The organism is Achromobacter sp. FW305-C-28, assembly GCF_058783235.1.
The window spans coordinates 375125-388920 of sequence record NZ_JBYSYL010000001.1; the positions used below are offsets into that span (position 1 = coordinate 375125).

The following is a 13796-nucleotide window of genomic DNA, read 5'->3' on the forward strand; positions in this document are numbered from 1 at the left end:
TCAGGCTCCTCGTACGGCCGTGTCGCCGGCATTGGCGCCGGGCGGCACGCCTTCGGGTTCTTCGCGCTCGTCGTGGCGCACGCGGAACCAGGCGGCGTACAGGGCGGGCAGGAAGAACAGTGTCAGCACGGTGGCGCTGGTGATGCCGCCCATCAGGGCGGTGGCCATGGGGCCGAAGAAGTTGCTGCGCAACAGCGGGATCAGCGCCAGCACGGCGGCCGCGGCGGTCAGGGTGATGGGGCGGAAACGCCGCACCGTGGCCCCGACGATCGCGTCCACCCGCTTGTGGCCGGCGCGGATGTCCTGCTCGATCTGGTCCACCAGAATCACCGAGTTGCGCATGATGATGCCGAACATCGCGATCACCCCCAGCATCGCCACGAAGCCGAAGGGCTTGCCGAACAGCAGCAGCGCTGCCACTACGCCGATCAGGCCCAGCGGCGCGGTCAGCACCACCATCAGCACCCGGGCGAAGCTTTGCAGCTGCACCATCAGCAGGGTCAGCACCGCCACGACCATGATCGGCATCTGCGCATTGATCGACGACTGGCCCTTGCCGCTTTCCTCGACCGGGCCGCCGACCTCGATGCGATAGCCCACGGGCAGCTCGGCCCGCAACGCGTTCAGCTTCTTGTCGATGGCGTGGGTCACGTCGATGCCCTGGGCGCCGCTCTTGACGTCGGCCTGCACCGTGATGGTGGGCTGGCGGTCACGTTCCCAGATCACGCCGTATTCCAGGCCGTAGCGCACGTGGCCCAGGCTGCCCAGCGGCACCGGGCCGTTGGGCGTGGGCATGGCCAGGGTGGCCAGGCGGGCGGGGTCGATGCGTTCGTCGTTGGGGGCGCGCAGGCTCACGTTGATGAGCTTGTCGCGTTCGCGGTATTGCGTCACGGTGTAGCCAGACAGCGTCATGGCCAGGAAGCTGGAAATGTCGTTGGACGTGACGCCGACCTCGCGCGCCTTCTGCTGGTCGATGTCAAAGCGCACCGAGCGTTCCGACGGCTCGTCCCAGTCGAACTGCGTGTTGACCGAGCGGCTGTCGGCACGGACCTCGGCGGCCACTTTCTCGGCCACCTGGCGTACGTCGGCGATCTTGTCGCCACTGACGCGGAACTGCACCTGGAAGCCCACGGGCGGGCCGTTTTCCAGTCGCGACAGGCGGCTGCGAATCGCCGGGAACTGCTCGTGCAGCATGGGTTCCAGCCAGCGGGCCAGTTTTTCGCGGTCCTCCACCGAGTTCGCGGTGATGACGACCTGGGCGAAATTGGGCGTGGCCAGCTGCTGGTCCAGCGGCAGGTAGAAGCGCGGCGCGCCGGTGCCCACGAAACTGACCGAATGGGCGATCTCGGGGCGGCCTTCCAGCGCCTTTTCCAGCCGTTCCACCTGGCGCAGCGTGGCGGCGAACGACGCGCCTTCCTGCAGCCGCACGTCCACCAGCAGCTCGGTGCGGTCCGAACTGGGAAAGAACTGCTGCGGCACCAGGCGGAAGCCGGCCATCGACACGACGAAGATCACGATGGTGGCCAGCAGCACGCGCCAGCGGCGGTCCACGCACCATGCCACCCAGCCGCGCAGGCGCTGGTAGAAGCGGGTGTTGTAGATGTCGTGCTCGTGGTCATCGGGCAGGTGGGCTTCGCGCTTGCGTTCGGGCAGCATGCGGTAGCCCAGCAGCGGAATCAGCACCACGGCCGCGAACCACGAGGTGATCAGCGCAATCGCCGACACCTGGAAGATGGAGCGGGTGTATTCGCCGGTGCTGGACTTGGCCAGCGCGATCGGCAGAAAGCCCGCCACCGTCACCAGCGTGCCGGTCAGCATCGGGAAGGCGGTGCTGGTGTAGGCATAGGCGGCGGCGCGCGCGCGGCTCCAGCCCTGTTCCAGCTTTACCGCCATCATCTCGACGGCAATGATGGCGTCGTCCACCAGCAGGCCCAGCGCCAGCACCAGCGTGCCCAGCGACACCTTGTGCAACCCGATGCCGAACATGTCCATGAACAGCGCCGTGATGGCCAGCACCACGGGGATGGAGATCACCACCACCATGCCGGTGCGCAGGCCCAGCGACACCAGGCTGACGATCAGCACGATGGCCACGGCCTCGGCCACCGAACGCAGGAATTCGTCCACCGAGAACGACACCGCCTTGGGCATGCTCGACACTTCCGTCAGCGTCAGGCCGGCGGGCAGGCGGGCCTTCAACTCGCCGAACTTGGCGTCCAGCGCGCGGCCCAGGTGCACCACGTCTTGCCCGGGCTGCATCGTGATGCCGATGCCCAGCACCGGCTGGCCTTTGGTCCGCATCTGCTCGGCCGGCGGGTCGTCGTAGCCGCGATGGATGGTGGCGATGTCGCCCAGCCGGATCGATTTGCCATTCACGCGGATCAGCGTTTCGGCCAGGGCGCGGGTGTCGCTGAACTGGCCGCTGGGCCGCACGAAGATGCGGTCGTCGGCAGTCGTGAGCGTGCCGGCGCTGGCCACCGCGTTCTGGTTGTTGATGGCCTCGGCGATCTGCTGCGGCGACACGCCCAGGCGCGTCAGCTGGGTATTGCTGATTTCTATGTAGACGTGTTCGGGCTGGTCGCCGAAGTAATCCACCTTGGCCACACCCGGCACGCGCAATAGCACCGTGCGCAGGTTGTCGGCGTAGTCGCGCAGCTGGGCCGGCGAAAAGCCGTCGCCCGCCAGCGTGTAGATGTTGGTGTAGACGTCGCCGAATTCGTCGTTGAAGAACGGCCCCTGCACGCCTTGCGGCAGCGTGGCGCCGATGTCACCGACCTTCTTGCGCACCTGGTACCACTCGTTGGCGACTTCGCTGGCCGGCGCCGAGTCTTTCATGGTGAAGAAGATCAGCGATTCACCCGGGCGCGAATAGCTGCGCATGAAGTCCGTGGACGGCGTTTCCTGCAGCTTCTTGGCGATGCGGTCGGTGACCTGTTCCTGCACCTGCTGCGCGGTGGCGCCGGGCCACAGGGTCTTGATGACCATCACGCGGAACGTGAAGGGGGGGTCTTCGGACTGCGCCAGCCGTGAATACGACAGCACGCCGAACAGCGTCACCAGCGTGATGATGAAGATCACCAGCGGCTGGTGCCGCAGGGCCCAGGCCGACAGGTTGAACTTGCCTTCTTCGTGGCGGTGCGCGTCGGGATGCTCGGGAACCGGCGCGCTCATGATGCGAAGTCCTCGGGGTGCAGCGGCGGCACCGCGCGGACTTTCTCGCCGGCCGACACGGCGTGCACGCCTTGCCAGACCACCCGTTCACCGGCCTGCACGCCCTGGGACAGCGTGACGGAGCGCGCGTCGTAGCGCAGCACCTGCACGCGGCGCAGTTCCAGCGTGTCTTCCTGCGGCTTGACCACCCACACGGCGGGTTCGGTGCCGTCATGGAACAGCGCGGTGGCCGGCACGGTGTAGGTGACGGCGCCGTTGGCCTGGCGGTTGTCGAAGCTGATGTTGGCCGTCATGCCCAGCCGCACCTCGGGTGGGGGCGATTCCAGGGTCAGCTTGGCGCGGTAGGTGCGGCTTTGCGGGTCGGCCGCCGGCGCGATCTCGCGCAGCACGGCGTTGAAGGTCTGGCCAGGCAGCGGCGCCAGCGTCACGGTGGCGCGCTGGCCGATGGTCAGCCCCGCCAGCACGCTTTCGGGCACGTCGCACAGGGCGTCGACATCGCCGGACCAGGCCAGGTTGTAGACCGCCTGGCCGGCGGAGACGTTCTGGCCGGTGTCGGCCTGCTCGGCCGTGATGACGCCGGCATGGTCGGCGGCCAGGGTGGTGTATTTGAGCTGGTCGGCCGACAACGCGGCTTGTTGCGCCGCCTGGTCGCGCTGCGCCAGCGCCGAGGCGTAGGCGTTGCGGGTCTGTTCCAGCTGGTTCGCGGCGATCAGGTTTTCCTTGGCCTGGGCGCGGTCGCGGTCCAGCTGCTGCTTGGCGTAATCCAGTTGGTGCTGGGCGGCCGACAGCTGGGCGCGGGCGCTGGCGGCATTCTTGGTGGCATCGGCCGGATCCAGCTTGGCCACCACCTGGCCGGGCTTGACCGTGTCGCCCAGGCGCACCAGCCGTTCGACGATCTTGCCGCCCACGCGGAACGACAACGGCGTGCTGTAGCGCGCCTGCACTTCGCCGGGCAGGGTCCAGGCGGGCAGGGCGGCGTCGGCCTTGGCGGGCATGGCCACGACCGGGCGCGGCGCGGGCGCCTCGGGTTCTTTGCTGCCGCAGCCGGCCAGGGCCAGTGCCAGAGTCAGCGCGGCTAGCGCGCCAGGAACAGGGAAATTCACGCAACACCTCGCGACGCGGGCAGTAAGAGAGACGGGTGCTAGGCGGCCTTTTCAGGCGGTCGAGACGCGCTGGCAATCCGATACGGCATGGATTCTAATGCAGCTATGTATTCAAATACAAGTATGAATCTGAAATGCGTGGCGGTGCTAGAATCGCCCCATGTCAAAAGTCCGCCTTACCCGAGAGCAAAGCCGCGACCAGACGCGCCAGCGCCTGTTCGATGCCGCGCAATCGATCTTCCTGTCCAAGGGTTTCGTCGCCGCCAGCGTCGAAGACATCGCCGAGCTCGCCGGTTACACGCGCGGCGCGTTCTATTCCAATTTCGCAAGCAAATCCGACCTGTTCCTGCAACTGCTCAAGCGCGACCACGACAACGTCATGGCCGACATGCGCGCCATTTTCGATGCGGGCGAAACCCGCGAGCAGATGGAAGCCAGCGTGCTGCACTACTACAGCACCCATTTCCGCGACAACGAATGCTTCCTGCTCTGGATGGAAGGCAAGCTGCAGGCCGCCCGCGACCCTGAATTCCGGGTCGGCTTCACGGCCTGTCTGCGCGAATTGCGCCAGGCCACCACCGAATACGTCAGCCAGTTTTCCGAGCGGGTAGGCACACCGTTGCCCATGCCCGCACGCGAACTGGCCATCGGCCTGCTGGCGCTGTCCGACGGCATGCACTTCAGCTTCGCCTTCGACCCGCAGGGCGTCACGGCCGAGACCACCGAATCGGTGCTGGCCGGATTCTTTCGCCGCGTCGTGTTCGGCGAGCACGGCCCGGATTAAGGGCAGGACGCCCGCCGGTTTGTCAGACGGGCGCGCGGCATGATAGTAATAACGGCGGCGCGCCGGCTGGACTGAGGGGGCCAGCGCCGCAGCCCCGCATCCCTCGGGCGAAAGGAGCCGCAGCATGTCTTCAGAAACCCGACCATCCACGATCAACCGACCGGTATTCTTTTCGGCCGCGTTGTTCACCCTGCTGCTGGTGGGCTTTGCCATCGCGGCGCCCAAGACCGCGCAGAACCTGTTCGAATCGATCCAGCGCTGGATCCTGGGCAACGCCAGCTGGTTCTACATCCTGGTGGTCGCCATCATCCTGCTGTCGGTGGCCTTTCTGGCCATCAGCCGCTATGGCGACATCAAGCTGGGGCCCGACCACAGCGAGCCCGACTATCGCAATTTCACCTGGTTCGCCATGCTGTTCTCGGCCGGCATGGGCATCGGGCTGATGTTCTTCGGCGTGGCCGAACCGGTCATGCACTTCATGTCGCCGCCGGTGGGCGAGGGCGCCACCGCCGCCGCCGCGCGCGAATCCATGAAGATCACGTTCTTCCACTGGGGCCTGCACGCCTGGGCCATCTACGCGGTGGTGGCATTGACGCTGGCGTTCTTCAGCTTTCGCCACGGCTTGCCGCTGACCCTGCGTTCGGCGCTGTACCCGCTGATCGGCAACCGCATCCACGGCCCCATCGGCCACGCGGTCGACGTTTTCGCCATCATCGGCACCGTGCTGGGCGTGGCGACGTCGCTGGGGCTGGGCGTGGCCCAGATGAACAGCGGCCTGAACCACCTGTTCGGCATTCCGGTGGGCGTGATTCCGCAGATCATCCTGATCGTCATCACCTGCGGCCTGGCGACGCTGTCCGTGGCCAGCGGCCTGGACAAGGGCATCCGCATCCTGTCCGAAGCCAATATGGTGCTGGCGGTGATCCTGCTGCTGTTCGTGCTGGTGGCCGGCCCCACCGTGTTCCTGCTGCAGACCTTCGTGCAGAACACCGGCGCCTACCTGTCCGACATCGTCAACAAGACCTTCAACCTGTACGCCTACGAGCCGTCCGACTGGATCGGCGGCTGGACGCTGTTCTATTGGGGCTGGTGGATCGCGTGGTCGCCGTTCGTGGGCCTGTTTATCGCGCGCATCTCGCGCGGCCGCACCATCCGCGAATTCGTCAGCGGCGTGCTGCTCGTGCCGGCCGGCTTCACGCTGTTCTGGATGACGGTGTTCGGCGACACCGCCATTCACTTCATCCTGGTCGACGGGGTCAAGGGTTTCGCCGAAACGGTCAAGGACGACAACGCGCTGGCGCTGTTTGCCTTCTTCGAGTTGCTGCCCTTCAGCAGCATCATGTCGATTTTCGCCGTCGCCATGGTAGCCGTGTTCTTCGTCACCTCGGCCGACTCCGGCGCGCTGGTGGTCGACCTGCTGGCCTCCGGCGGCGCCGACCGCACGCCGGTGTGGCAGCGCATCTTCTGGTCGCTGTCGATGGGGGCGGTGGCCATCGCGCTGCTGCTGGCCGACGGCCTGACGGCATTGCAGACGGCCACCATCGCCAGCGCGCTGCCGTTCTCGATCATCCTGCTGCTGTCGCTGTGGGGCCTGTTCAAGGCGCTGAAGCTGGACGCCACCAAGCGCGGCATCCGCTACCAGTCGCTGACCCTGTCGCGGCCGACACGCGGCGGCCAGTCGTGGGAACGCCGGCTGCGCAATATGGTGATGATGCCGCGCCGGGCCCACGTGGTGCGTTTCGTGTCCGACGTGGTGACGCCCGCGCTGGAAGACGTGGCCGACGAATTGCGCAAGCAGGGCTACGACGTCGTGGTCAAGGAAGACGCCGACGAGGGCAGCGCCGTGCTGGAAGTGAACCATGGCGAGCACCTGGACTTCTTCTATTCGGTGCAGCCGCGGGCCTTCGTGCGCCCCAGCCTGACGCCCGAAGAGGCGGCCGACGAAGAAGAACGCAAGTATTTCCGCGCCGAAGTGCATCTGCGCGAAGGCGGGCAGGACTACGACATCATGGGCTGGAGCCGCGACGCCGTCATTGGCGACATCCTGGACCAGTACGAACGCCACCGCCATTACCTGCATATGGTGCGCACCTAGACGCCTGGCCGGTCCCGTGCCGGCCCGGCTGTCTTTCCCCGCATCGCCCCGCCGCCGGCTTCGTGCCGGCGGCTTTTTTTCGTCGATAGGATTTATCAATCCTCAACATTACTTTAGGTATTTTGACTTCCTTCGGGATTTCGCGGATTATCCAAGCCATTCCTTTGATAAATTAGCGAGCGAATCATGAAGGCAACATCTGGCGCATGGGCGGCCGGCATCCTGGTCGTGGCGGTGGTGGCGGGCGGCGGCCTGTATTGGAAGTTCGGCGGGGCGTCGCACAAGGGCGGCTGGGCCATGGCGCCGGCCAAGGTCGCGGTGGCCCCTGCGGTGCAGGCGGACTTCCCCGTGGCGCTGTCGGGCATTGCCTCGCTGGAGGCCACCCGCCAGGTGCTGGTGCCCGCCGAAGTGGATGGCCGGGTGGCGCAGATCCTGTTCACCGCGGGCGACCGGGTCCGCGCCGGCCAACTGCTGGTGCAACTGAATGACGCACCCGAACAGGGCGAGCTGGCCCGGCTGCAGGCCCAGGCCAAGAACGCGCGGACCTTGCTGGACCGCACCCGCCGCCTGGTGCCGCTGCAGGCCGCCACCCGGGAACAGCTGGACCAGGCGCAGGCCGACTACGACCAGGCCGCCGGGGACATCAAGCGCATCCAGGCGCTGATCGAGCAAAAACGCATCAAGGCGCCGTTTGACGGCGTGCTGGGGGTGCGCCGCGTGAACCTGGGCCAGTTCGCCCGCGCCGGCGACCCGCTGGTATCGCTGACCGACGCGGCCAGCGTCTACGCCAACATCACCTTGCCCGAACAGGCCCTGGGCGCGCTGCGGGCCGGCCAGCCGGTGGCGGTGACGGTCGACGCCCATGCCGACCGCGTGTTCGAAGGCACTGTCACCACCATCGAGCCGCAGGTCGATCCCGGCACGCGTACCGTGCGGGTGCAGGCCACGCTGGCCAACGCCGACGGCGCGCTGGCCGCGGGCATGTTCGCCCATGGCAAGGTGCTGCTGCCGCCGCGCCCGGGCGTGATCACCGTGCCGGAAACCGCCGTCAGCTACAGCGCCTACGGCGATTCGGTCTATGTGGTGGTGCCGCCCAAGACGGGCGACGCCTCGGCCTCGCCGACCGTGGCCCAGGCCTATGTGCAGACGGCCGAACGCACCCGCGGACGGGTGGTGGTCACCAAAGGCCTGAAGCCGGGCGACCAGGTAGTGACTTCGGGCCAATTGCGCCTGCACAACGGCGCGGCCGTCGAGATCAGCGCCCAGGACACCGTGGCGCTGGACGCCGGCACCCAATCCGTGGCGCAAGCCCGGTGAGCGCGCGGAGCCTGACATGAAATTCACCGATCTGTTCGTACGCCGGCCCGTGCTGGCGCTGGTGGTCAGCACGCTGCTCCTGCTGATGGGGCTGCGCGCCCTGAGCGGCCTGCCGATCCGCCAGTACCCGCTTACTGAAAGCACCACCATCACCATCACCACGCAATACCCGGGCGCCTCGCCCGACCTGATGCAGGGGTTCGTCACGCAACCCATCGCGCAGTCTGTCGCCACGGTCGAAGGCATCGACTACCTGTCGTCGTCCTCGACCCAGGGGCGCAGCGTGATCACGGTGCGCATGAAGCTCAATGCCGATTCCAACAAGGCCATGACCGAGGTCATGGCCAAGGTCAACGAAGTCAAATACCGCTTGCCGCAAGATGCCTACGACCCCGTGCTGGTGAAGTCGGCCGGCGAGGCGACGGCGGTGGCCTATGTCGGATTTTCCAGCACCACCATGGCGCTGCCGGCCCTGACCGACTATCTGTCGCGGGTGGTGCAGCCGCAGCTGTCGTCCATCGAAGGGGTCGCCAGCGTGGAACTCTACGGCGGCCAGAAGCTGGCGATGCGAGTCTGGCTGGACCCCAACCGCATGGCGGCGCGCGGCATCTCGGCCAGCGAGCTGGACGATGCCCTGCGCCAGAACAACGTGCAGGCCGCGCCCGGCCAGGTCAAGGGCCTGTACGTGGCGTCCAACATCAAGGTCAACACCGACCTGGTGAACGTGGCGGAATTCCGCGACATGGTCATCAAGCGCGACGGCGACGCCATTGTGCGCCTGGGCGATGTGGCGACCGTGGAACTGGGCGCGGCCTCGACCGATTCCAGCGGCCTGATGGACGGCGAACCCGCGGTGTACTTCGGCCTGAATGCCACGCCGGTGGGCAACCCGCTGGTGATCGTCAAGCGGCTCAATGAACTGCTGCCCAACATCAAGCAGAACCTGCCGCCGGGCACCAGCGTGCAGGTGCCGTTCGAGCTGGCGCGCTTCATCAGCGCATCGATCGACGGCGTGGTGCATACGCTGATGGAAGCCATCATCATCGTGGTGGCGGTGATCTTCCTGTGCCTGGGATCGTTGCGCGCCGTGTTGATCCCGGTGGTGACGATTCCGCTGTCGATGCTGGGCGGCGCCGCCATCATGGCGCTGTTCGGCTTCAGCGTGAACCTGCTGACGTTGCTGGCCATGGTGCTGGCCATCGGCCTGGTGGTGGACGACGCCATCGTGGTGGTCGAAAACGTGCACCGCCACATCGAAGAAGGCAAGTCGCCGGTACGCGCCGCCTTGATCGGGGCGCGTGAAGTGGCCGGCCCGGTGATCGCCATGACCATCACGCTGGCGGCGGTGTACGCGCCCATCGGCTTGATGGGCGGGCTGACGGGGTCGCTGTTCAAGGAATTCGCCTTCACTTTGGCGGGCGCGGTGGTGGTGTCGGGCGTGATCGCGCTGACGCTGTCGCCCGTGATGAGTTCGTTCATGCTCAACAGCCACGTGTCCGAAGGCTGGATGGCGCGCCGCGCCGAGCGCTTCTTCAACCGGCTGGGCGATGCCTACGGCCGCCTGCTGGACATGTCGCTGCATCACCGCTGGGTCACGGGCCTGGTGGCCGTGGCGGTGCTGGCCAGCCTGCCGTTCCTGTACAACGCCGCCCAGCGCGAACTGGCACCGGTCGAAGACCAGTCCACCGTGCTCACGGCCATCAAATCGCCGCAGCAGGCCAACATCGACTACGTCGAGAAATTCGGCAAGCAGTGGGACGACGTCATGGCCACGCTGCCCGAACAGAAGGGCCGCTGGCTGATCAATGGCTCGGACGGCGTGGCCAACAGCATCGGCGGAGTCGACTTCGTGGATTGGCAGGACCGCAAGCGCTCGGCCGACCAGATCCAGGCCGACATGCAGTCCAGGGTGAACCAGATCGAAGGCAGCAACATCTTCGCCTTCCAGCTGCCGCCGCTGCCAGGTTCCACCGGCGGCCTGCCGGTGCAGATGGTCATCATGAGCGCGGCCGACTACCCCGTCGTGTATGAAGCCATGGAAACGCTGAAGCAGGCGGCCCGCGAAAGCGGCCTGTTCATGGTGGTCGACAGCGACCTGGACTACAACAACCCGGTGGTGCAGCTGAAGGTGGACCGCGCCAAGGCCAACAGCCTGGGCGTCACCATGAAGGCCGTGGGCGACACGCTGGCCGTGCTGGTGGGCGAAAACTACGTCAACCGCTTCGGCATGGACGGCCGCTCGTACGACGTGATTCCACAAAGCCTGCGGCAGCAGCGCATTTCGCCGGAATCGCTGGCGCAGTACTACGTCAAGAGCGCCAGCGGCGCGCAGGTGCCGTTATCCAACATCGTGTCGGTGTCGATGGGCGTCGAACCCAACAAGCTGACCCAGTTCAACCAGCTCAACGCCGCCACCTTCCAGGCTATCCCGATGCCGGGCGTGACCATGGGCGACGCGGTGCAGTTCCTGACGCGCCAGGCCCAGGCGCTGCCGGCCGGCTTCAGCTACGACTGGCAGTCGGACGCACGCCAGTTCAGCCAGGAAGGCTCGGCGCTGATGATCACCTTCATGTTCGCCATCATCGTCATCTACCTGGTGCTGGCGGCGCAGTACGAAAGCCTGCGCGACCCGTTCATCATTCTGGTGAGCGTGCCGCTGTCGATCTGCGGCGCGCTGATTCCGCTGGCGCTGGGCATGGCCACCATCAACATCTACACGCAGATCGGGCTGGTGACGCTGATCGGGCTGATCAGCAAGCACGGCATACTGATGGTGGAATTCGCCAACGAGATGCAGGTCAGCCACGGGCTGGACCGTCGCAGCGCCATGGAGCAGGCCGCCCGCATCCGCCTTCGCCCCATCCTGATGACCACCGCCGCCATGGTGGTGGGCCTGATCCCGCTGCTGTTCGCCAGCGGCGCCGGCGCGCACAGCCGCTACAGCCTGGGCCTGGTGATCGTGGTGGGCATGCTGGTGGGCACGTTGTTCACGCTGTTCGTGCTGCCCACCGTCTACACCGTGCTGGCCCGCGACCACCGCGCCGCCAACGATACGCCGCGCGCCCGTGAATTGGCCCAGGCGCAGGCCGAAGACGCGCAACCGGCGCCGTCGCACTGAGGCATAGAGGAAACGACCATGAAACATCCCGATCTAATCCTGCGCCTGCGCCGCGGCATCGTGACGCTGCTGGCCGCGCTGGCCGCCGCCGGCTGCGCCGTCGGCCCCGACTATCGGAAGCCGCAAGACGCGGCAGTGACCTTGGCCAGCCCGGAACAGGCGCTGTTTTCCACCGACCGCTTGCAGGCGGACTGGTGGAAGCAGTTGCAGGACCCGCAACTGGACCGTCTGATCGCCCTGGCGCTGCAACGCAATCACGACATTCGCATTGCCCAGGCCCGTCTGGCCGAATCGCGTGCCGTGCTCGACGAGAAACAGCTGGACCAGCTGCCCACGGTGACGCTTGGCGGAAACGTCGAACGCAGCCTGTCGCAGCAGAATTCGGGCGTGCCGGGCCAGCGCAGCCTGGCCGAGAGCTACCGGGCCGGCTTCGATGCCACCTGGGAAATCGACCTGTTCGGCCGCCTGCGGCGGGCGGCCGAAGGCGCCGCGGCGCGCAGCGAAGCGCAGGCCGCCGACCTGGTGCAGGCGCGCATCGTGGTGGCGGCCGAAGTGGCGCGCAACTACTTCGAGCTGCGCGGCGCCGAACAGCGCCTGGCGGTGGCGCGCGCCAATCTGGACAGCCAGCGTGACAGCCTGCGCGTGATCCAGGCGATGGTGTCGGCCGGCCGTGGCGACGAAGGCGACCTGGCCAGCGCCCGTGCCGAACTGGAAACCGTGCAGGCCAGCGTGCCCTTGCAGGAAACCGCCCGCCGCCTGGCGCGCTACCGCCTGGCGGTGCTGGCGGGCCTGCGGCCGGTGGAACTGGGCGAGCTGGACGCCGCCACGCCGCAAGCGCCGCTGGCCGCGCGCCTGCCCATTGGCGATGTCGGCGCCTTGCTGGCCCGCCGGCCCGACGTGGCCGCCGCCGAGCGCAACCGCGCCGCGGCCAATGCCGACGTGGGCGTGGCCACCGCCGAGCTGTATCCGCGCATCGACCTGGGCGGCTTCCTGGGCTTCGTGGCCCTGCGCGGCGGCGACTTCGGTTCGGCGGCCAGCCGCGCCTTCAGCGTGACGCCGGGCGTGAACTGGCCGGCGTTCAACCTGCCCACGGCCCTGGCCCGCAAGCGCGCGGCGCAGGCGCGTTCGCAAGGCGAGGCGGCGCGCTACGAGCAGACGGTGTTGCAGGCGGTCGAGGAACTGGAAGGGGCGCTGACGCAATACGGCCAGACCCAGCAGCGCCTGGGCAACCTGGCCGAGGCCGCCGCGCACAGCCGCCGCGCGGCCGACCTGGCAAGGCTGCGCTACCGCGAAGGCAGCACGCCTTACCTGACGGTGCTGGACGCGCAGCGCACCTTGCTGCGCGCCCAGGACGCCGTGGCGGTGGCAGAAACCGAGTCCTACACCAGCCTGGTGGCGCTGTACAAGGCGCTGGGCGGCGGCTGGGAGGCGCCCGCCGAGGCTGGCCATGCGCCGTCGACGGCCGCCGCACCGGCCGCCGCCGGCTGACCCGGGGACGCGGTTCGTGGCACCATAGGGGCTTGGCGCCCAACCCTGATTCCATGTCCGACAACCTGTCCAAACCCGTTACCTGGCAGCCGCACCAGCCTGCGGACCGCGTTCTCATGACCCTGAAGACGCGCGGCCCGCAGTCCGTGGCGGCCATCGCACGCCAGTTGGAGGTCACGGCCGAAGCGGTACGCCAGCAGATGACGCGGCTGCATGCCGACGGACTGGTCGACTCGGAAAGCCGCAGCGCCGGGCGCGGGCGGCCCACCCAGATCTGGTTCCTGACCGACGCGGGCCACCGCCGCTTTCCGGACACCCACGCCGACATGACGGTGCAGATGATCAACGCCGTGCGCCAGGTGTTCGGCGAAGACGGCGTGGACAAGCTGATTTCGGTGCGTGAAACCGCCATGCTGACCGGCTACCGGCAGGCGCTGGCAGGCGCCGCCACGCTCGAAGAACAATTGCAGCGGCTGGTGCAGCAGCGCTCGGCCGAAGGTTACATGGCCGAAATGCGCCGCGACGGCGACGATTTCCTGTTCATCGAAAACCACTGCCCGATCTGTGCGGCGGCCCAGGCCTGTATGGGCTTTTGTCGCAGCGAACTGGAACTGTTCCGGCGGGCGCTGGGCGAGGGCGTGCGCGTCGAGCGTGAAGAACACATCCTGCTGGGCGCACGCCGCTGCGCCTACCGCGTCGGCGCGCGCCCCTGACAGCCGG

At 67.4% G+C, this 13796-nt stretch carries 8 protein-coding genes; 6 read left to right on the forward strand and 2 right to left on the reverse strand.

Annotated elements, in window-relative coordinates; genetic code table 11:
- Both AC3WMR_RS01705 and AC3WMR_RS01710 read right to left on the reverse strand, forming a co-directional pair.
- Complete coding sequence (locus AC3WMR_RS01705; RefSeq protein ID WP_492262421.1) at window positions 1–3171, reverse strand: efflux RND transporter permease subunit; 3171 nt, start codon at window positions 3169–3171, stop codon at window positions 1–3.
- A complete protein-coding gene (locus AC3WMR_RS01710) occupies window positions 3168–4274 on the reverse strand; it encodes an efflux RND transporter periplasmic adaptor subunit (RefSeq protein ID WP_492262422.1) in 1107 nt (368 codons plus the stop codon). The genes AC3WMR_RS01705 and AC3WMR_RS01710 overlap by 4 nt, the downstream gene beginning before the upstream one ends.
- 160 nt (window positions 4275–4434) lie before the next feature.
- On the opposite strand from AC3WMR_RS01710, the gene AC3WMR_RS01715 reads away from it, so the two are divergent.
- The 6 genes from AC3WMR_RS01715 (at window position 4435) to AC3WMR_RS01740 (ending at window position 13789) form a co-directional block, all read left to right on the forward strand.
- A complete protein-coding gene (locus AC3WMR_RS01715; protein ID WP_025137037.1) occupies window positions 4435–5058 on the forward strand; it encodes a TetR/AcrR family transcriptional regulator in 624 nt (207 codons plus the stop codon).
- A gap of 124 nt (window positions 5059–5182) precedes the next feature.
- Window positions 5183–7153: a BCCT family transporter gene (locus AC3WMR_RS01720; RefSeq protein ID WP_492262423.1), complete on the forward strand. Its 1971-nt coding sequence runs from the start codon at window positions 5183–5185 to the stop codon at window positions 7151–7153.
- A 186-nt stretch (window positions 7154–7339) separates the two neighbouring features.
- Window positions 7340–8470 (forward strand): efflux RND transporter periplasmic adaptor subunit, encoded by a 1131-nt coding sequence (locus AC3WMR_RS01725; RefSeq protein ID WP_492262424.1) that lies wholly within the window; start codon window positions 7340–7342, stop codon window positions 8468–8470.
- 16 nt (window positions 8471–8486) lie between these two features.
- A complete protein-coding gene (locus tag AC3WMR_RS01730; protein WP_492262425.1) occupies window positions 8487–11588 on the forward strand; it encodes a MexW/MexI family multidrug efflux RND transporter permease subunit in 3102 nt (1033 codons plus the stop codon).
- A gap of 18 nt (window positions 11589–11606) precedes the next feature.
- Window positions 11607–13076 (forward strand): efflux transporter outer membrane subunit, encoded by a 1470-nt coding sequence (locus AC3WMR_RS01735; RefSeq protein ID WP_492262426.1) that lies wholly within the window; start codon window positions 11607–11609, stop codon window positions 13074–13076.
- 53 nt (window positions 13077–13129) lie between these two features.
- Entirely contained in the window at window positions 13130–13789 is a 660-nt protein-coding gene (locus tag AC3WMR_RS01740) for a helix-turn-helix transcriptional regulator (RefSeq protein WP_492262427.1), read from the forward strand.
- Window positions 13790–13796: the final 7 nt, after the last annotated feature.